Origin of the sequence: Bradyrhizobium sp. i1.15.2 (genome assembly GCF_040548425.1) — a bacterium.
In the GTDB taxonomy this organism is placed as follows: domain Bacteria; phylum Pseudomonadota; class Alphaproteobacteria; order Rhizobiales; family Xanthobacteraceae; genus Bradyrhizobium; species Bradyrhizobium canariense.
Map to the genome: position 1 here is coordinate 62,124 of NZ_JBEPRQ010000018.1, position 19,564 is coordinate 81,687.

20 protein-coding genes are annotated in these 19,564 nt (G+C 64.2%); 12 read left to right on the forward strand and 8 right to left on the reverse strand.

Annotation, left to right across the window (positions count from 1 at the left end; translation table 11 throughout):
* Positions 1-15 precede the first annotated feature (15 nt).
* Positions 16-2,097, reverse strand: coding sequence for a threonine--tRNA ligase (gene thrS, locus ABIB80_RS26800; RefSeq protein ID WP_219683827.1), 2,082 nt, complete (start codon positions 2,095-2,097; stop codon positions 16-18).
* Between the two features lie 186 nt (positions 2,098-2,283).
* On the opposite strand from thrS, the gene ABIB80_RS26805 reads away from it, so the two are divergent.
* Complete coding sequence (locus ABIB80_RS26805) at positions 2,284-3,456, forward strand: MFS transporter (protein WP_354128741.1); 1,173 nt, start codon at positions 2,284-2,286, stop codon at positions 3,454-3,456.
* A 92-nt stretch (positions 3,457-3,548) separates the two neighbouring features.
* A complete protein-coding gene (locus ABIB80_RS26810) occupies positions 3,549-3,941 on the forward strand; it encodes a hypothetical protein (RefSeq protein WP_219683825.1) in 393 nt (130 codons plus the stop codon).
* A 33-nt stretch (positions 3,942-3,974) separates the two neighbouring features.
* Here ABIB80_RS26810 and ABIB80_RS26815 read toward each other — a convergent pair whose 3' ends face one another.
* Positions 3,975-5,318, reverse strand: a complete 1,344-nt coding sequence (locus ABIB80_RS26815; protein ID WP_354128742.1) for an alpha/beta hydrolase — start codon at positions 5,316-5,318, stop codon at positions 3,975-3,977.
* Between the two features lie 329 nt (positions 5,319-5,647).
* Between ABIB80_RS26815 and ABIB80_RS26820 the strand changes: the two genes are divergently transcribed.
* Both ABIB80_RS26820 and ABIB80_RS26825 read left to right on the forward strand, forming a co-directional pair.
* Complete coding sequence (locus ABIB80_RS26820) at positions 5,648-7,015, forward strand: APC family permease (protein ID WP_354128743.1); 1,368 nt, start codon at positions 5,648-5,650, stop codon at positions 7,013-7,015.
* A 2-nt stretch (positions 7,016-7,017) separates the two neighbouring features.
* A complete protein-coding gene (locus ABIB80_RS26825; protein ID WP_354128744.1) occupies positions 7,018-8,232 on the forward strand; it encodes a hypothetical protein in 1,215 nt (404 codons plus the stop codon).
* Positions 8,233-8,252: 20 nt separating this feature from the next.
* On the opposite strand, the gene ABIB80_RS26830 is transcribed toward ABIB80_RS26825, so the two are convergent.
* Entirely contained in the window at positions 8,253-8,816 is a 564-nt protein-coding gene (locus ABIB80_RS26830; protein ID WP_354128745.1) for a helix-turn-helix domain-containing protein, read from the reverse strand.
* Between the two features lie 357 nt (positions 8,817-9,173).
* Between ABIB80_RS26830 and ABIB80_RS26835 the strand changes: the two genes are divergently transcribed.
* From ABIB80_RS26835 to ABIB80_RS26845, 3 genes are read left to right on the forward strand one after another with little or no spacing between them, the layout of a single operon-like run.
* Positions 9,174-10,487, forward strand: coding sequence for an MFS transporter (locus tag ABIB80_RS26835; RefSeq protein WP_219683823.1), 1,314 nt, complete (start codon positions 9,174-9,176; stop codon positions 10,485-10,487).
* Between the two features lie 55 nt (positions 10,488-10,542).
* A complete protein-coding gene (locus ABIB80_RS26840) occupies positions 10,543-11,064 on the forward strand; it encodes an MOSC domain-containing protein (protein ID WP_354128746.1) in 522 nt (173 codons plus the stop codon).
* Positions 11,061-12,017: a PDR/VanB family oxidoreductase gene (locus ABIB80_RS26845; RefSeq protein ID WP_354128747.1), complete on the forward strand. Its 957-nt coding sequence runs from the start codon at positions 11,061-11,063 to the stop codon at positions 12,015-12,017. The genes ABIB80_RS26840 and ABIB80_RS26845 overlap by 4 nt, the downstream gene beginning before the upstream one ends.
* A 9-nt stretch (positions 12,018-12,026) precedes the next feature.
* On the opposite strand, the gene ABIB80_RS39450 is transcribed toward ABIB80_RS26845, so the two are convergent.
* Both ABIB80_RS39450 and yidD read right to left on the reverse strand, forming a co-directional pair.
* Positions 12,027-12,254 (reverse strand): hypothetical protein, encoded by a 228-nt coding sequence (locus tag ABIB80_RS39450; RefSeq protein ID WP_502918754.1) that lies wholly within the window; start codon positions 12,252-12,254, stop codon positions 12,027-12,029.
* 90 nt (positions 12,255-12,344) lie between these two features.
* A complete protein-coding gene (yidD, locus tag ABIB80_RS26855; RefSeq protein ID WP_354128749.1) occupies positions 12,345-12,683 on the reverse strand; it encodes a membrane protein insertion efficiency factor YidD in 339 nt (112 codons plus the stop codon).
* Between the two features lie 241 nt (positions 12,684-12,924).
* On the opposite strand from yidD, the gene ABIB80_RS26860 reads away from it, so the two are divergent.
* On the forward strand, positions 12,925-13,824 hold the full coding sequence (locus tag ABIB80_RS26860; protein ID WP_354128750.1) for a COG3904 family protein: 900 nt from the start codon (positions 12,925-12,927) through the stop codon (positions 13,822-13,824).
* A gap of 62 nt (positions 13,825-13,886) precedes the next feature.
* On the opposite strand, the gene ABIB80_RS26865 is transcribed toward ABIB80_RS26860, so the two are convergent.
* Positions 13,887-14,342: an iron-sulfur cluster assembly scaffold protein gene (locus ABIB80_RS26865; RefSeq protein ID WP_007602629.1), complete on the reverse strand. Its 456-nt coding sequence runs from the start codon at positions 14,340-14,342 to the stop codon at positions 13,887-13,889.
* A 231-nt stretch (positions 14,343-14,573) separates the two neighbouring features.
* On the opposite strand from ABIB80_RS26865, the gene folE reads away from it, so the two are divergent.
* The 4 genes from folE (at position 14,574) to ABIB80_RS26885 (ending at position 18,264) form a co-directional block, all read left to right on the forward strand.
* Positions 14,574-15,266, forward strand: coding sequence for a GTP cyclohydrolase I FolE (gene folE / locus ABIB80_RS26870; RefSeq protein WP_007602630.1), 693 nt, complete (start codon positions 14,574-14,576; stop codon positions 15,264-15,266).
* A gap of 27 nt (positions 15,267-15,293) precedes the next feature.
* Complete coding sequence (gene hisI, locus ABIB80_RS26875; RefSeq protein WP_354128751.1) at positions 15,294-15,716, forward strand: phosphoribosyl-AMP cyclohydrolase; 423 nt, start codon at positions 15,294-15,296, stop codon at positions 15,714-15,716.
* Between the two features lie 87 nt (positions 15,717-15,803).
* Complete coding sequence (locus tag ABIB80_RS26880) at positions 15,804-16,883, forward strand: lytic transglycosylase domain-containing protein (protein WP_354128752.1); 1,080 nt, start codon at positions 15,804-15,806, stop codon at positions 16,881-16,883.
* Positions 16,884-17,088: 205 nt separating this feature from the next.
* A complete protein-coding gene (locus ABIB80_RS26885) occupies positions 17,089-18,264 on the forward strand; it encodes a DUF2336 domain-containing protein (protein WP_354128753.1) in 1,176 nt (391 codons plus the stop codon).
* Between the two features lie 122 nt (positions 18,265-18,386).
* Here ABIB80_RS26885 and ABIB80_RS26890 read toward each other — a convergent pair whose 3' ends face one another.
* Entirely contained in the window at positions 18,387-18,965 is a 579-nt protein-coding gene (locus tag ABIB80_RS26890; protein WP_219683812.1) for an Hpt domain-containing protein, read from the reverse strand.
* 31 nt (positions 18,966-18,996) lie between these two features.
* Positions 18,997-19,542 (reverse strand): response regulator, encoded by a 546-nt coding sequence (locus ABIB80_RS26895; protein ID WP_007602647.1) that lies wholly within the window; start codon positions 19,540-19,542, stop codon positions 18,997-18,999.
* Positions 19,543-19,564: the final 22 nt, after the last annotated feature.

Here is a 19,564-nt window from a genome sequence, read left to right on the forward strand (position 1 = left end):
GACCGATTTCAGATGTCAGGCCGCGCCACGGCTCCGCTTCACATCCGGCGGGGTCGCCTCGTCGACGAGGGCGGCGATGGCCTCCGCCGTCGTCGTCACTTGCTGACCGTCGCTGCCGAGGCGGCGGATCGAGACCGACTGCGTCTCGGCCTCTTTCTTGCCGACCACGAGCAGTGCCGGAATCTTGGCCAGCGAATGCTCGCGGACCTTGTAGTTGATCTTTTCGTTGCGCAGGTCGATCTCGGCCCGAAGTCCCGCACGCCGGACTTGCTCCAACACCTGCTTGGCGTACTCGTCGGCTTCCGACGTGATGGTGGTGACCACCACCTGCACCGGCGACAGCCAGAGCGGGAAGTTGCCGGCATAGTGCTCGATCAGGATGCCGATGAAGCGCTCCATCGAACCGCAGATCGCGCGGTGCACCATGACCGGCGGCTTCTTGCCGCTGTCGTGGTCGATGTAGAACGCACCGAACCGTTCCGGCAGGTTGAAGTCGACCTGCGTGGTGCCGCACTGCCAGTCGCGGCCGATGGCGTCGCGCAGCACATATTCGAACTTCGGCCCATAGAAGGCGCCTTCGCCCGGATTGATCTCGGTCTTGATGTGATTGTTCTGCGACTGGATCTCGCGCAGCACCGTCGCCATCACGCGCTCGGCGTGATCCCACATCGCGTCGGTGCCGACGCGTTTCTCCGGCCGGGTCGACAGCTTCACCGTGAGATCGCCGGTGAAGCCGAAATCGGCGTAGGTCGACAGGATCAGCTCGTTGATCTTCAGGCACTCGTCGGCGAGCTGATCCTCCATGCAGAAGATGTGCGCGTCGTCCTGGGTGAAACCGCGCACGCGCATCAATCCGTGCATCGCGCCGGACGGTTCGTAGCGGTGCACCACGCCGAACTCGGCGAGCCGCAGCGGCAGGTCGCGGTAGCTCTTCAGGCCATGCTTGAAGATCTGCACGTGGCCGGGGCAGTTCATCGGCTTCAGCGCGAACCAGCGCTTGTCCTCGGCCTCCTCGCCGGCCGACTGCGCCGCGAACATGTTTTCGCGGTACCAGCCCCAATGGCCGGAGGTCTCCCACAACGACTTGTCGAGGATCTGCGGGGCGTTGACCTCGCTGTAGTCGCCGGCGAGGCGTCGCCGCATATAGGCGATCAGCTGCTGGAAGATGGTCCAGCCCTTGGCGTGCCAGAACACGACGCCCGGGCCTTCCTCCTGGAAGTGGAAGAGGTCGAGCTCGCGTCCGAGCTTACGATGGTCGCGCTTCTCCGCTTCCTCGATCTGCTTCAGATAAGCGTCGAGGTCCTCCTGCTTGGCGAATGCCGTGCCGTAGATGCGAGTCAGCATCGGGTTGTTGCTGTCGCCGCGCCAATAGGCGCCGGCCACCTTCATCAGCTTGAAGGCGTTGCCGACCTTGCCGGTCGAGGTCATGTGCGGGCCGCGGCAGAGATCGAACCAGTCGCCCTGGTAATAGATTTTGATCGGCTCGTTGCCGGGAATGGCGTCGACCAGCTCGACCTTGAACGCCTCGCCCTTGTCGCGGAACACCCGTTTGGTCTTTTCGCGATCCCAAACCTCCTTCGTAAAAGGCTTGTCGCGCGCGATGAGCTCGCGCATCTTTTTCTCGATCGCGGCAAAGTCTTCCGGCGTGAACGGCTCGTTGCGGAAGAAATCGTAATAAAAGCCGTTCTCGATCACGGGGCCGATGGTGACCTGCGTGCCCGGCCACAGCGTCTGCACGGCTTCGGCAAGCACGTGGGCGCAGTCATGGCGGATCAGCTCGAGCGCGCGCGGATCGTCGCGGTTGATCAGCTCGATCCTGGCATCGGCTTCGATGGGATCGTCGAGGTCGGAGATCACGCCGTCGAGCGCCATCGCGACCGTGCGCTTGGCCAGCGACGGCGAAATACCCTTGGCGAGTTCGAGACCGGTGATGCTCTTGGCGTATTCGCGCCGGGCGCCGTCGGGGAAGGTGAGGGTGATTTTTTCCGGCGGGGTCACGGGTCTCAAATTGCTGAGGCTGTACTGAAAGCCGGATTCGGATTTGGGCTGCTCGGACTTGGATTGGTCCTTGGATTGGTCCGTGGGCTGGTCGGTCATGGCATGTCTCCTGAGGCTCACTCCTGCGAACGAGCGCAGGTAAGCGGGAACGAGCGATATATCAGGCGATTCGGCCTGGGCAATCCGGCATTTCCAAGAAAACGGCGCGCAAAAGCGGGGGCGCTGCACGAACTATTCCGGGCAATGCCCTTTAACTGGTCGCAAGGCGGTTCTACATGCGTTTGCATGGAAAATGCACGCGCCGGCCGTTTCGCGCCAACCGCCCTGATGCTCGGCAATCTCGTCACCGGCTGCTCGGTCTTGGCACCGGCCGGCATGCTGCCGGAATTGGCGACGGGGCTCGACGTCAGCATCCATGCGGCCGCGCTCCTGATCACCTTCGGGGCTGTCATCCTGTGCATCGGCTCGCCGCTGACGGCCTGGCTCACCAGCCGCATCGAGCGCCGGGCGCTGCTCACCACGACGCTGGCGGTGCTCGCCTTTGGCAACCTCGCTTCGGCCTTTGCGCCCGACTATGCAAGCCTCCTCGTCATCCGCCTGGTGCTGCTCGCGGTCGGCGCGCTTTACACGCCGCAGGCCGCCGGCACGGCGGCGTTGATCGTGCCGGTCGAGCGTCGCGGCAGCACGATTGCCTATATCTTTCTCGGCTGGTCGCTCGCTGCCGCCGTCGGCCTGCCGCTGATCACCTTCATCGCCAGCCGCTATGGCTGGCGCGCGGCCTATGGCGGGATCGGCGCCCTCGGCTGCGTCAGCCTGCTGCTGTTGCTGATACGGCTGCCGGCGGGCTTGAAGGGGACGCCGGTGGATCTGAAGACCTGGAGCGCGGTCGGTCGCAACAGGACGATCCTGCTTCTGCTTGCAATCACGATGTTGCAGATGTCCGGGCAGTTCGTGGTGTTCACCTTCATGGGGCCGCTGCTCAACAAGCTGACCGGCGCAGGGCCCGATGCGATTGGCCTGGTGTTCGCTCTCTATGGCGTCTGTGGCTTCCTCGGCGTTGTCATCGCGACCCGCATCGTCGACACATCAGGGCCCTATCGCACCTCGCTGTTGTTCACCTGCCTGCTGCTTGCGGGGATCACGGGCTGGGCGCTCGGCGCCGGCACGCTCGCGTTGATGGCGGGTGCGGTCGCGATCTGGGGCCTCGGCTTTGCCTCGACCAATTCGATGCAGCAGGTGCGGCTGGTCTCGGCCGCACCGCCGCTGGCATCCGCGACCGTCGCACTCAACACCTCCGTCCTCTATATCGGCCAGGCGGTCGGCTCTGCCGTCGGCGGACTGTTGTTCGCTCGCGAGCTCCTGCATACGCTCGGCTTCGTCGCGGTCGGTTTCGTCGTGGTCGCGCTGATCCTGGTGGTCCTGACCCGGCCCCGGCCGGCAACTGCCGCCCCGGCCTGAACGGAAGCGTGTCCGTGTGCGCAAGGTGCTTGGCAAACCGCGCGCGGGAGCGCTAGAAGGCGAGGCATGGGGACCAAAGAGGGTTGACTGAAATGAGGATGATTCTGGCGGTTGTCGCGGTGCTCTATTCAGCCTCCGCTTTCGCGCAAGCCGACAAGCCACCGCCGATGGTCGGGGACAAGCCGTTGGTGCAAGTCAAGCCCAAGGGCACCAAGGCGGGGACCAAGGAGGCGGCGGCCAAGCCGGCCGCCGCGCCGAAGGGCAAGCCACAATCGATCGCGGCGCGGCTCCAGGCTTGCCTCGACCTCGATGACGGCACCAAGGACCGGCTCAATTGCTACGACGCCGTGATCCCCCCGGCGCCAAAGCCGAAGCCGGCGAAGGCCAAGGGCTACGCCGATTGCCGTTTCTTCAAGGAAGAGGACGAGCGGCTGGCCTGCTTCAATGGGTTTGCCGAGAGCATTCCGAAGCTGCCAAAGAGCTGAGCGACAGACGTAGGCTTAGCGAGTCACGTCCAATCAGCGACTCGATGCGGATGACGCCGTAGCTGCGACGCGCGTCAGCGCCAGTGCCGGCGTCGCTGACATCTTCAGCAGCACGTCCTTGAGCGGATATTGCGTCCAGGCGCGATTGACATAGTCACGATGGGTGATGCCGTCCCCGGTTTCGACGAACACCACGCTGCCCGGACGCAAGGGGCCGTCCATGTCTTCGGAGACGGTGATGCCCTTCTGCCGCAGCGTGCTCATCAGTTCGCGGTCGCGCCGCGCGGTGTAGCGGGTGTAGGAGCTGACGAAGAAGCCGGAGCGGTGGCTCTCGATCCATGAGGCGAACTTGTCCATCTCGCCATAGACGGCGTCGAGCAACACGACGCCGCGGACGCGGTCGCTGATGCCACCAACCTCGAGACTCCAGGCCGTCGGCAGGAAGCCGCCGCTGTAGCCGACGATCACGATCGGCATGTTGGCGAAGGCGCGGGCGCTGTTGGGATCGCCGGTGAGGCGGGCGAGATGGTTTGCCGACTCGTCGATGAAGCGCTTGAGGCCGCCGGCCTGCCAGAATTTTCCTGCGCTGGAATCGGCGGCATCGACCGCCATCTGCGGTGCGAGCAGGATGGCATTGGCGCCGGAATCGGTGATCTGTTGCGGCACCAGCTGGCGGTCGCGCACGTCGCGCTCCAGCGTCGCGCCATTGCCGTGGAAGAACACCACGATCACGCCTGGCTTCCGCACGTCGAAATGTTCGGGCACGTGCATCAGGACGCGGTTGTCGTTGTAAGTCTCGTCCTGCCAGAACACGCGCCCGGAATAGCTGCGGTGGCCGCGGCGGTCGCCCTTGGAGATGTTGAGGAACGGCGCGTCGGAGGCAGGGTTGTTGCCGAAATAGGGGAAAGCTGACGATTTCATGCTGACGAGCGTCGTCAGGTCCTCGCGTGGCGGACGCTGGTAGGGGGCCTGCGGCGCGAGCGAAGCGACCTTGTAGGGCGCCTGCTCCGGCTGCTGCTGCACGGCGCGCTTGGGTGAGAAGTCGGACATCTGCCGTTGCAGAAAACCCTCGCTCGCGGATGGGAAGCGCTCCTTGAACTGGGGGGCCGGGAAGCGATCCTCGAACGTGTCGCCGCTTGCGACTTGCTGGCTTGTCTTCGCGACGACCTGGACGTTGGCTGGGACGTTGCCTTGGACATTGGCCTGCGAGTTCGCCGCGAGCGCTGCCGGATTGGGCGCCTTGCCGCATTGAACCAGCGTCAGCGACAACGGCACCAAGGCTGAGATCAGAGCGGTCCGAAGCGCACGACCGCGTGCGCCGGACGTGGTCCGGTCGGCGCGGATGTCAGCTCTCGGTTTCGGAACGGCCCCGACCATTCACCCATGACCCCAAGTCATGACCACAAGTCCATCGGCAATCATTAAGGCAATTGAGCCGACGGGCGTTTAGGCGACGTTAAGTGTCCGGAGAAACTTCCCCACATCCGGAACGCTGGAAGGGACCACGCAATCGTGTCGTGATTGTGGGGGACGGAGGCGGGATGTCCCGGTGTTTACGAAGCTTTATTGCCCGGATGGTGCATTAATGGTGCTGCAGTACCGATTTGGCCCCGCCTCATTTAACCCTTGTTAACCCTGCTTGAATTGACTGGACCGAGCTGCACGATGCTTCCCACGAGGCGTGACGCCTGAGGTTGAGGACGGCGATGACGGCATCAGATGCGGGTACTGCACCCTGGACCGGCCGGCTGACCGGACGCGGGTCGGGGGTCTCCGTTCTGGTCGCAACCGCCATCGTCGTGGCCGACATGATCGGGGTCGGCGTCTTCACCAGCCTCGGCTTCCAGGTCAAGGACATCCCCTCAGGCTTCTCGATCCTCTTGCTGTGGACCGTCGGCGGCATCGTCGCGCTATGCGGGGTATTCTCCTACAGCGAGCTCGGCGCGATGTTTCCGCGCTCGAGCGGCGAATACAATTTCCTCGGCCGTGCCTATCATCCTGCCTTCGGCTTTCTCGCCGGCTGGGTGTCGGCGACCGTTGGCTTTGCAGCACCCGTCGCGCTCGCCGCGATGGCCTTCGGCGAATACGCCAAATCGGTCGTGCCCGGTGTGCCGCCGATCCCGCTTGCCATCGCCGTGGTGTGGCTGGTCTCGCTCGTGCAACTGACCGGGGTCAGGCACTCCTCGACCTTCCAGTTGATCTCGACCATCCTGAAGGTCGTGCTGATCGTTGCCTTCCTGGTTGCAGGATTCATTGTCGGCGTGCCGCAGCCGATCGCCTTCACGCCGCAGGCGGGCGATCTCGCGCATATCGTCAGCGCGCCTTTCGCGATCGGGCTCGTATTCGTGATGTATTCGTTCTCGGGCTGGAATGCCGCAACCTACATCATCGGCGAGATGAACATGCCGCAGCGGGACCTGCCACGTGCGCTGCTCGCGGGCACGCTGATCGTGCTCGTGCTGTACGTCGCGCTGAATGCGGTGTTTCTCCATTCGACGCCGGTCGGCGCACTCGCGGGTCAGCTCGACGTCGCCAGCATCGCCGGCAGCGCGATCTTCGGCAATCTCGGCGGCCGGATCGTCGGCGCGATGATCTGTTTCGGCCTGATCTCCTCGATCAGCGCGATGATGTGGATCGGCCCGCGCGTGATGATGACGATGGGGGAGGACATTCCGGCGCTGCGCGTGTTCTCGCAGAGATCGGTGCGCGGCGCGCCGGCCTATGCGATCCTGTTTCAGCTCGCCGTCGCCAATCTGCTGCTGTTCACGCGCAGCTTCGAGGCCGTGCTCGACTTCATCCAGTTCGCGCTGCTGTTCTGCTCGTTTTTCACGGTCGCCGGCGTCATCAAGCTGCGCATCACGGATCCCGATTTGCCGCGGCCCTATCGTGCCTGGGGATACCCGTTCACGCCGCTCGTTTTCCTGCTCGTGACCGGGTTCATGATGTACTATTTGTTGACCGAGCGGCTCGTGCAATCGCTGTCGGGGATGCTCGTCATGCTCTCGGGCCTGTTGATTTATGCTGTTTTCCGCAGGCGGCCGGTCGCCGCTGGCACGTCACACAATCGCGAATAGACATGTTTCGACCCATGAGAATTGCGGCCGTGGCTCTCGCCTTGCTGGCTGCGGCCGTCCCGTCCGCACGTGCTGCCGAGGCAACCTTCGACGACACCGCGCGCTTCCTCGCGGGCATGCAGCCTTCGGCGGATTCGCCGCTGGTGCCGCTCACAAAGGACCCGGGCTGGCAGCGCCACGCGAGATTCTTCGACGGCGCCTTCGCCCAGCTTGAGGAGCGCCAGCTCTCGAAGATCCGGAACTGGGCCGACGTCAATCTGGCGGCGCCCAGACCGACCATGTTTTATTTGTTCAGCGGCCCCGACTTCCTCTACGCCAACGCCTTCTATTCGAAGGCCAGCACTTACGTGCTCGGCGCGCTGGAGCCGGTCGGTGCGGTGGCTGACCTGACGCGATTGCCACGCGGTTCGGTCGGCGCCGCGCTCTACAATGTCGAGCGCTCGCTCGGCTCGATCCTGAGTTTTTCCTTCTTCATCACCAAGCAAATGAAGGTCGACCTGCACACCAACCAGGTCAACGGCACCTTGCCGATCCTCTACGTCTTCCTCGTCCGCTCCGGCAAGACCATCCGCAATGTCGAAATGGTTGCACTCGACGACAAGGGCGGGATGCATGTCGGCAACGACAACCCCGGACCGAACGCGACGCGCGGCGCCCGCATCACCTTTGCAGGCCCCGACGGCGAGGCGCGCACGCTGTATTATTTCTCGACCGATCTCTCCAATTCAGGTGCACGCGCAGCCGGCTTCCTGAAGTTCTGCGAGACGCTCGGCCCCGGCAACAGCCTGATCAAGAGCGCGTCTTATCTGCTGCACTCCGGCAATTTCACCGTCGCGCGCGACTGGTTGCTCGCCAACAGCGCGACCATCGTCCAGGACGATTCCGGCATTCCGCTTTCGAGCTACAATTCGCGGCAATGGCGCTTCTTCCCGTTCGGCCGCTATCTCGGACCCATCAGCGAATTTCCCGGCCGCTACCAGGAACGCTACGCCGCGCTGTTCACGCGCGCCCAGCCGATCGATTTCGGCGTCGGCTACCGCTGGCGGATGCACGAATCGAACTTGCTGCTGGCGGTGAAGGTGCCGGGAAGCGAGACGGCGCCCGGCGCGGAGACCACCTCGTCCGCCGAGCCCTCGCCGAAACCACCGCGTCCGAAGCGGCCACGTCCGCCCGAGCCGGTCCCGCCGCCACCCGGGCGCTTTTTCTGGTCCCGCTAGGCCTGGTGCCAGGCCCGGCGTTATGCCGCCGGGCTCTGGGCGACGACGACCAGGACCTCCGCCTTCTGCCGGCCGAGGCTCCTGACCTCGTGCGGTGTCTCGCCTGAAAAATATAGGCAATCGCCCTTGCCGAGGACGAGTTCTTCGCCGTCGAGCTTGATCGCGATCTTGCCGTTGATGACAAACAGCAACTCCTCGCCCGCATGCGAGGCGCGCGTCGCCGATTTGTGCGGCGGGCTCAGGAGGAACGGCTCCATCATCTTGCGGGTGCGGCCGGTTGCCAGTGGCACCACGCCAAAGGTGTCCTGAAACAGCGGCACGCTGCCGCCTTCACGGCGGAACAGCGTGTAGCGCGGCGCGGGCTCGGCGTTCGGGTCGAAGAAATTCGCGACATTGACCTCGAGCGCGGCTGCCATCCGTAGCAGGGCGGCGAGCGAAGGGATCTTCAGGTTGCGCTCGACCAGGGAGATATAGCCGCGCGTGAGATCACTCTGTTTGGCAAGCTGGTCCAGTGTCAGGCCCTTGGCGATCCGCGCCTGGCGAATGTTGGCCCCGACGGCTGCCGCTTTGCTGACGTCAAGCACGCATGAGTCTCCCGAATTGCTGACGTCTCTTTTGCAACAGATGCCGCTCGACTGCCAGTCCGGCGGGTGCGCGCTGTCCCTTCCGTGTACGCGCCGGCTGTATTCCAAAGGAAAACATATGCGCAGAAATTTAGAGCAAGGTCGCAGGTATTGTAAGCAAAGACTCTGGTTTATCGCCTAAATCAGCTCAATTAAAGGGCAATAAGCGTGCTTTGCCGCTCCGGACGGCATTTGCCGCGTTCCGCGCCGTTGATTTCCAACAGTAAACATGATCGATTTTTACCGTCCGGGCTGCCGATGGGCTCCGCGGACAGAACCAACTGCTTTCCCTGGCGCCGGTACTTTTTGGAGACATCGATGACCGTAGCAGACGACGTAACCCTGAACGTAGCCCCGGACGAGGCGGCGAGCTTGCGGCGGATCGTGTGGTCGAGCGTGATCGGCACCGCGGTCGAATGGTACGACTTCCTCATCTACGGCACGGCGACCGCGCTGGTCTTCAACAAGGTCTTCTTCGCTGCCGGCAACCCCGCGCTCGCCACGATCGCGGCCTTCGGCACTTATGCGGTCGGCTTTCTGGCGCGACCGCTTGGCGCCGCGATCTTCGGTCACTACGGCGACAGGGTGGGCCGCAAGGCGATGCTCGCGATCACGATCATGGTGATGGGCATCGGCACCTTTCTGATCGGCTTGCTTCCGACCTATCAGCAGATCGGGATCGCCGCGCCGCTGCTCTTGATCGGCCTGCGATTCCTCCAGGGCATTGGCCTCGGCGGCGAATGGGGTGGTGCGGTGCTGATGGTGGTGGAGAATTGTCCGACGCACCGCCGCGGCCTGCTCGGCAGCATGGTGCAGGTCGGCAATCCCATCGGCAATCTCGCCGCGATCGGCATGTTTGCGCTGGTGGCGAGCCTGCCGGAAAGTGAGTTCATGTCCTATGGCTGGCGCATTCCGTTCCTGATCTCGATCTTGCTGGTCGGCGTCGGTCTCTACATCCGCCTCAACATGGAAGAGACCGTGGCCTTCCGCCAGGTCCAGGCCAAAAAGGAGGTCGCAAGTCTGCCGCTGGTCGAGATCTTCAGGCATCACCGCCGTCCTTTCTTTACCGCGGTCGGACTGAAGATCTCGGAGATCGCCTATGCCAGCATCGGCGGCGTGTTCGTGATGTCCTACGCCACCGCGAATCTTGGCTTATCGCGTACGGTGGTGTTGAACGGCGCCTTCGCGGCATCGCTGGTCGCGCTGCTCGCCATTCCGCTGTTCGGTTGGCTGTCCGACATCGTCGGGCGCAAAAAGATGTTCTATGCAAGCTGTCTGTTTTCGGCGCTGTTTGCTTTTCCGCTGTTCTGGCTGCTCAACACCCGCGATCCCACCATCGTCATCTGGACCATCGTGGTGGCGATTACTTTCGGGCAGATGGTGATGTTCGGCATCGGCGCGCCCTGGTACTCCGAGCTGTTTTCCGCGCGGCTGCGCTATAGCGGCGCCTCGCTCGGGTTCCAGGTCGGGGCCGCCATCAGTGGCGGATTGACGCCGCTGATTGCGGCGGCTCTGATGGGCTGGAGTGGCGGCGCCACCTGGCCGGTTTCGCTGCTGCTGATTGGCTGCGCCGCCATCACGGCGACCGCGACCACGTTCGCGCCGGAAATGGCGAACAAGGAACTGACCTGATCCCGCGGCGCGCCGCTGCCGGCGGCGCGCCATCGCTTCTCACAAGGATTTTGTCATGCTCGATGAGATAGGCGCCGGCTCGGCCGATAGCACAGCACGCCTCGGCTGGACTGGCTTGGTCCGCTTCCTCCATCTCGCTCCACGCGCGTTCCTGCCAATGCGCGCGATGGAGCAGCTCGTTCTCGTCGCCGACCAAGGGATAGAAGGTGACCGCTACATGATCGGGCGCGAGGAAGGATTTTATTCGCACAAGCCCGAAGAGGGCCGGCAGGTCACCTTGTTCGAGCTCGAAACCTTGATCGCGCTCAAGCGCGACGCGGGAATCGAACTCGGTCCCGAGGAGCATCGCCGCAACGTGACGGTCGAGGGCGTGCCGTTGAATCATCTGGTCGGCCGCCGCTTCTGGTTAGGTGAGACCTTGCTGGAAGCGACCCGATTATCGATTCCATGCCGGCATATCGAGGAGATCACCGGCAAGGCGATCTTCGATCCGCTCATCAACCGCTCGGGCCTCAACTGCAGGATATTGCAAGGCGGCATCGTCAGGGTCGGCGACACCGTGCGGAACATTGCATGAGCGCACGGCCCATAACGACGATCAAGACGGTTGTCGCCGGCATCGAGGGGGCCGGTGCGGGGATCAAGGTGTTCACCCTGGCCGATCCCGACAGTTGGGACCTGCCGCCGTTCAAGCCCGGCGCCCACATCGACCTGCATCTGCCGAACGGTCTCGTGCGGACCTATTCGCTGTGCAACGAGCCCGCCGACAACTCGCGTTACGTCATCGCGGTCAAACGCGAGGCGGATGGGCGCGGCGGTTCGCGCGCGCTTCACGACGAGGTTGGCATAGGCGACGTCATCGGCGTGTCACTGCCGCGCGGCGGGCTGGAGCCGGGTGCGGACATTGCGCATCATGTGTTCGTCGCCGGTGGCATCGGTGTAACGCCGTTCTTGTCGATGGCCCGTCACCTCCTGCAGATTGGCAATGCAGATTTGGTGCTGCACCTCATCGTGCGCGAGGAGGTGCCGCTTGCCGCACATCTCGCGCCGCTGATCGATGCGGGGCGTGTCGTCGTGCACCGCACGTCCTGGGCCGGGCGTCCGGATCTGGCGTCGCTGGTCGGAAAGGTTGGGGTCCAGACGATGGTCGCCTGCTGCGGGCCGGAAGGCATGACCGACGAGTTCGAGCGCCTGACCGCAGCCTGGCCCGCAGCCAATGTTCACATCGAGCGTTTCGTCGCGCCGCCACCGGTGATCGACCCTGACGCAAAGCCCTTCACGCTGTCGCTGGCGCGTACGGGGACCGAAATCCCGGTTCGCGCCGGCCAGACCATGCTGGCCGCCTTGCAGGAAGCAGGCATCGATATATCGACGTCCTGCTGCGGCGGCATTTGCGGCGCCTGCAAGGTCGGCTGGATCGAGGGCAAGCCCGTGCACCGCGATCGCGTCCTGTCGCCGTATGAGCGCGAACGCTTTCTCATGATCTGCGTCGCCGGATCGGATGCCGACCGGCTGGTGCTGGACCTCTAAAGTCTAGCTCTACCAGTGCACGCTCTGGCTCGGCACGATGAACGCCGTCGTACTGGGCGGCGTGGCAGTGCTCGTCGCCAGATACCAGCCGGAGCCGGCCGCGAGGGTCAAGAGGACGATGATGGCGAGCATGTCGAGGGTTCTGGGATCGTGGGTTCTGGGATCGTGGCCTCGCGAACCAATCCGCGAATCCGGTCCAGACCTGACGTGAAAATGAGGGCTGATTTTCCAGCGCATTGTTTTTCCTCCCGCGGGAGCATCACATCAACGCGAGGGGAGAATTTCGGTTCCACTCAAGGTAGCGACGCGTGAGGCGCCGCGCCGTGCTTAGGATGCATTGACACCGCGCCAGCGGCCGTAGCGCCAGGGCGAGTACCAGCGCGCGCCCTGTGGCGCGGTGAGGGGCACGTTGTCGATGCCCGAGGTGCCGAAGGGGTTGCAACGGAGCAGGCGCGCCAGGGTTATCCAGCCGCCGGCCCACAGCCCGAACCTTTCGATCGCCTCGTCGCCATAGGCGGAGCAGGTCGGCAGGTGCCGGCAATTGTAGCCAACCAAGGGCGAGAGCGTGTGGCGGTAGATCCAGATCAGCGCGCGGCCGAATCTGCGCGGAAGCCGGAGCGCGCCCGCGACGGAATTGGAACAGTGCTCGCAGGCTGATTGCTTCATGGGCGCTTTGCTGAGATCGTGGGCGAGGTTTTGCGTGGTTCCGATGCAGGGAACTGTAAGCTGTTGTTTGCACGCCATATTTTGCGTGCTTTTTGGGAGCAGTGCAGCAAGTACCTATGGACGATCTGTATTCCCCCGGATACCATTTTTGTGACGCCCATGTGAGACTCATGGAACGTCAGAACGGGGCTTGCCTGAATCGGCTTTGGCTTATTGCTTTGGGCTTGGGGAAGGGACCAGTTTGAAACTTCTGAAGGCGCTCAATCTTCGCGGCTGGTTGCTGGTAGGAACCGCTGCTTGTGGAGTCGTGCTGGCTGGCGCCGTCGCGACGCTCGGGTCGTCGGCCCGGGCCGGTGCTGCCCTCGAAGAGCGCAAGCTGCCGATGAAGTTCAATTGGGTCGCCTGCGAACCGAATTGCCGCGGGTGGGTCAGTGCGGTCGGCATCATCACCGCCGATACGCCCCGGGACTTCGAAGAATTTTCCCGCGGACGCCAGCTCGGCGGCGCCACCGTGGTGCTCGATTCCAGTGGCGGTTCCGTCAACGACGCGATCACGCTCGGCCGGCGCTTTCGCAATCTCGGACTTTTGACCACGGTTGGTATCAGCATTCAGACCCGCGGCGGGCAGACGGTTCGTCCGGCGGTCGCTCCTGAGGCCTATTGCGAATCCATGTGCGTGTTCCTGCTGCTGGCGGGCAAGAAGCGCTACGTGCCGGAAGCGGCCCATGTCCGAGTTCACCAGATCTGGATGGGCGATCGCGCCGACGATGCCAAGGCCGCGAGCTACAGCGCGCAGGACCTGATGATCGTGGAGCGCGATATCGGCCGGCTCGCCAAATACACGTTCGACATGGGCGGTGCCGGCGATCTGCTGTCGCTCGCGCTCAGCGTCCCGCCGTGGGAAGATTTGCACGAGCTCGATGCGGGCGAGCTCAAGCTTACCAATCTCGTGACGACGGATCTCGTGGCCGACGTGTTGCCGCATGTCGATATCTCCGCGCCGGCAATGGCGGAGCTTGCACCGAAGACCCAGGCGAGGTTCGGTGCGGAACCGGAGCAGCCTGCCAAGTCGACCAAGACGGCGGAAGCCCTGGTGCCGACGGGCCGCGTGGCCACGCCGGTCGCGGCATCGCAGAAGTAGCCTCGGAATCTCTGATCTATATCCGGGCCCAGCGACGAGCCCGGGATCAACCTCCGCCGGAATCAGCCTTGCGCCGCAGCCGGCTGCTTCGCCTTCGCCTCGATCTGGCCGATGGCATCGACCACGGCATCGAAGGTCAGGAGCGTCGAGGCGTGGCGCGCCTTGTAGTCGCGGACCGGCTCGAGGAACTTGATCTCTTCCCATTTGCCTTCAGGAGGCGCGCCGTTCTCCTTCAGCATCTTGCGAACAGTTTCGCGTAACTCACGGAGTTCGCTCGCAGTCGATCCGACGATCTGACTTGCCATGATGGATGAAGAAGCCTGTCCCAGCGCGCAGGCCTTCACGTCGTGGGCAAAGTCAGTGACCTTCTCGCCCTCCATCTTGAGGTCGACCTTGACGGTCGAGCCGCACAGCTTGGAATGGGCGGTGGCGGTGGCATCGGGATCCGGCAACCGCCCGAGCCGCGGAATATTCCCGGCCAGTTCGATGATCCGCTTGTTATAAATGTCGTTCAGCATGTGATGGAGTCCAGCAGGATCGGCCTTGGCGTGCGCCGTCCACGGCCTTATATAGGGTCGGAACTGGCGGAAAAACAGTCCAGCGCTGCAGCAGTGGTGTGATGCAGAACCCTGCTGCCGGCGTTACAGCTTGCAGATTTTTTCGCCGAAACTGTTCTCTCAGGCGTCCGGCGGTTCGCCGCCCCGTCTGCCGGTGACACTCCGGCCGCAAGGCCGTCGAACGGAGTCGACATGGACGCTACCATCAAATCCATCCGCCCCAACAAGCCCTCCGACCGGCAGCCCGAGAGCCGTCCGGCGGAGCTTGATCCTTCCGAATTCCTCGCCGCCGCCGTCCGGGCCGACCAGCCGCGCCCCGCGCGCGCCGAGGCCGAGCAGGCAGTGAAGACGCTGCTCGCCTATATCGGCGAGAACACCAACCGCGAGGGCCTGCTCGACACGCCGCGCCGCGTGGTCGAGGCTTTCGACGAACTCTATCAGGGCTATCACCAGTGCCCGGCCGAAGTGCTCGATCGCACCTTCGGCGAGACCGCCGGCTATGATGATTTCGTGCTTGTGCGCGACATCGAGTTCACCTCGCAATGCGAGCATCACATGATGCCGTTCTACGGCAAGGCGCACATCGCCTACACGCCGGTGGAACGCGTGGTCGGGCTGTCGAAGCTTGCGCGCCTCACCGACATCTTCGCCCGCAGGCTCCAGACCCAGGAGCACATGACCGCGCAGATCGCGGCGGCGATCGACGAGATCCTCAAGCCGCGCGGCGTCGCCGTGCTGATCGAGGCCGAGCATACCTGCATGTCGGTGCGCGGCGTCGCCAAGCATGGCGCCTCCACCTTCACCAGCCGCTTCACCGGCATGTTCCGCGACAATCCGGCGGAGCAGGCTCGTTTTCTGTCCCTGGTGCGAGGTCTGCAGCGCTGACCTCGCGAATAGACCGGCGAGGGCGTTGTGTCTGCTCACTCCCATGAAATCGAGGAAGGTCTCGCCTTCCTTCCCAGATTCGACGCGGCCGGGCTCGTGACGGTCGTCGCGACCGATGTTGCCAGTGGCGACGTGCTGATGGTCGCGCACATGAATGACGAGGCGCTGCGCAAGACCATCGCGACCGGCGAGGCCTGGTACTTCAGCCGCTCGCGCAATGCCTTGTGGCGAAAAGGTGAGACCTCAGGTCAGACCCAGCGCGTGGTCGAGATCCGCACCGATTGCGATCAGGATGCGGTCTGGCTCCGTGTCGAGCAGATCGGCGCGGCGTGTCACACTGGCCGCCGGTCCTGCTTCTACCGCAAGGTCGAGGCCGAAGACGGCGGCGCCAGGCTCGTCTTCGTCGATGCGGACAGGCTGTTCGATCCGGACGCGGTGTACAAGAAGTAGTCCTGCCGTCATTGAGGGTAGGGCTGACGGCCGAATTAACCCCGCATTAACCATACCTGTCCCACGGTGAGACGACAGGGCGCCGAATTGCCGGCGCCACTCAACGCCGTGCGGTGCGGGCACTTCATTATGTCGGTCGACAACTCCAGTGCCTCTCAGACGGCGGTTCTCGATTCGTCGCGGGCACGCGTCGCCGGTGCGATCAATCAGGTCTCCAACCGGACCGGCGTCAGCTTCCAGTACATGCTGACCACCGCCAAGATGGAATCGGATTTCGATCCCACGGCGGGGGCGACTACGTCATCCGCGCACGGGCTCTACCAGTTCATCGACCAGACCTGGCTCGGCACGGTGAAGGAAGCCGGCACCCAGCTCGGCTATGGCAATTATTCCGACGCCATCACCAGGACGTCGTCGGGCACCTACACCGTCGATGATCCCGCGATGAAGCGGTCGATTATGAAACTGCGCGACGATCCGGAGGCCGCCTCCAGCATGGCGGCCGCGCTGACGCAGTCGAACAGCTTCAAGCTCACCGGCCTGCTCGGCCGCAGGCCGTCCGACAGCGAACTCTACATGGCGCATTTCATGGGCGTCGGCGGCGCCGCGAAACTGATCGCCAATGCCGAGGACAATCCGCAAGCGGTCGGCGCGCGTTTGTTTCCCAACGCGGCGTCCGCCAATCGCTCGATCTTCTACGCCAAGGACGGCCGCGCGCGCAGCGTTTCCGAGGTCTATTCGGTGCTGGATGCACGCTACGCCGGCGCGGCAAATTCGAAAACCACCCGCAGCGCGATGGCGATGTATGGCGGCACGCCGTCGACCACGCAGGTCGCGAGCGCCAACGGCGTACAGCCTGCCGCGCCGCTGATCGACAATGCCGCGTATCTCCAGTCCTTTCCGAACACACGCGCGGTGACGCCGGTCAGCGCGACGGCGCCGACGACGGTCGCGGACAATGCACCGAGCACGCCGGTGTTTCGCTCGATCTATCAGCCCGGCGACACCACCCAGCCGGTCTCGACGACCGTGCAGAAATTGTGGGGCAACAATGCCTCGCTCACTTCGGTCGCACCCGCGACCTCGGCCGCGTCGGCAACGCCCGACGTCCGGCCGCCGCAGCCTCTTGATCTCTTCAGCGATCGCAGCGGCACGTTCTCAAGCTAATTCGCGCGCCCGTGTCTCGGATACGTCGCAGCGTGAACGCTGCGCGCAGGTCCCGGCGCGTGAACGGGCCGCCTTTGTTCCCTTAACAAAACGTCAATAAAACCAGCCAGTTATGGTGAACGCTTTGTTAAGCGTCGTGGTTTATTTTGTGTTGCAGGTGACAAGCCGTCACCGCTTCGTCTTCGTTGCGTAAGCCGGAAGCACCATGATTGTTCGGCAGTTCATCAATTGGATCAGGACGGCGCCCGCTGGCGAGCGGGCCGAGGCAACGCGGGCGCTGGCCCGGGCCTGGCTGATCTCAGACCTTTCCCATGATGACCGTGTTGCCGCTGAAGGCGCGCTTCTGATGCTGCTCGACGATCCCTCGCCGCTGGTGCGGCAGGCGATGGCCGAGGCGTTTGCGCGCAGTACCGAGGCGCCCGCGTCGATCGTGCGGGCGCTGTCGGGGGACCAGCCGACCGTCGCGTTGCCCGTGCTCGAACATTCTCCGCTGCTGATCGACGCCGATCTCGTCGACATCGTCGCGACCGGCAACGACGAGGTGCAGTGCGCGGTCGCGCGCCGCATCGCGCTGCCGGTATCGGTCTGCGCCGCCATTGCCGAAGTCGGCTGCGCGGCGGCAGCGCTCGAGCTGATCGAAAATCCTCATGCCGAGCTTGCGCCGTTCTCCTGGGATCGCATCGTCGAGCGTCACGGCCATCTCGCCGCGATCCGCGAGGCGATGCTGGTGCTGGAGGATCTGCCGTCGGCAACGCGCGCCGCGCTGGTGGCAAAACTCTCGGAGACGCTGGCTCAATTCGTCGTGGCCCGGAACTGGCTGAGTGCCGACCGCGCCGAGCGGATCGCGACCGAGGCGCGCGACCGCTCCACCATGAACATCGCGGCGCGCTCGCGCGGCGAAGACATGGAAGGGCTTGTTCGGCACCTGCGCATCACCGGCCAGCTCACCGCGGGTCTCATTCTGCGCGCGCTGCTGTCGAGCAATCTGGATCTCTTCCATGCGGCGCTGGCTGAGCTCGCCGAGCTGCCGCTGGCGCGCGTGTCCGCGCTGCTGCACGATCGCGGCGGCAATAGCCTGCACGCGCTGCTCCGCCGCGCCGGGCTTCCCGAGGCGACGTTTGCGGCCTTCCAGGTCGCGCTCGATGCCTGCCACGAGCAGGGCTTCGTCGACAGCGATGACAATGCGGCGAGGCTGCGCCGCCGCATGGTCGAGCGCGTGCTCACCCATTGCGAGACCGACCGCGGCGCGACCGAGCCGCTGATGGTCCTGCTGCGCCGCTTCGCCACCGAATCCGCACGCGAAGAGGCAAGGCTGTTCTGCGACGAGCTGGTCGCGGAGGAGATGGTTGATCCGGTGTATGGCGAGCTGATTGCAGCGTAACGAGACGACGTAGGGTGGGCAAAGGCGCATTGCGCCGTGCCCACCGTCTCTCCGCACAATTCATGGCGACTGGTGGGCACGCTTCGCTTTGCCCACCCTACCACACCTCGCGAACGGCGAAGCTACCCCGCCGGCGCGATGCTCGGCGCCAGGATCACCTCGAGATGCTCGGGGCGATCGCGGTTGGCGTCGGCGAGATAATCGTCGGCGACCTTGCGCAGGCGCCGGCTGAGCTCGGCGGAGACGCTGATGCTGTCGAGCTTGGTGTTCTCGTGCACGATGGCGAGGATGGCGTTGATGTGGTGCGTGAACAGCTCGGCCGGCACCTTTTCGAGATCGGGCGCGTGCTCGATGACGCGGCACAGGCTCTCGGCTACGCCCGCCGCCGCCGGATAGCCGAAAGTCGCGGCATCGCCCTTGATGTCGTGCGCGGCGCGAAACAACTCGTCGCGCCTGTCCTTGGTGAAGCCGTCGTGCCGGATGGCGACGTAGGCCGCCGACAGCCGGTTGATCTCGGTCGCCATCCAGTCCTTGAACTCGCCGGCAAGGCCCGCGAGCGCCTGTTCGGCGCGGCCGACCGGATCGTCCATGTCCTTGTCTTCGACGCGGCGCAGGACCGACCTCAGCGGGTTGGGCTGCGTGATGATTTGATGCGTGGCGAAGGCCTTGATCTCGATGTCTCTTGCGCTGTTCTTCGCCATGATATCGGCCTCGATCGTGAGAGACGTTGCGCTAGATGGTGGAGCGGGCCTTGTCGAGCAGCGAGGGCTGCTGCAGCACCTCGTGCTTTTCGCCGACGCGGCGCTCGGGGCCCATATAGGCGGAGTTGATGTTGCGGCGCCGGTCCGGGCCGAAATAGGTCTTGGTTTTGATGAAGGGGCGGGGACTGGCGACCACGTTGAGGATGCGCTGGTAGAGCCCCTTGGCCGAGATCGGCTTGGCCAGGAATTCGGTGACGCCGGCATCGCGCGCCACCGTGACGCGGCGCTTCTCGGAATGGCCGGTCAGCATGATGATCGGCGCGTAGGGATTGCCCTTGGATTCCGGCTGCCGGATCATCTGCGCCAGCTCGAGCCCGTCGAAGATCGGCATCGCCCAGTCGGTGATGACGATGTCGGGCACGTAATGGCTGTACATTTCCAGCGCCGTGGCGCCGTCCTCGGCCTCGTAGACTTCACGCGCGCCAAACGAATGCAGCAGCGTCCGCAGGATGCGGCGCATGTGCGGATTGTCGTCGCAGACGAGGAAACGCAGCTTGTTGAAATCGATGCGGAACATGGAGCCCGGGCCGGAGCGGTCA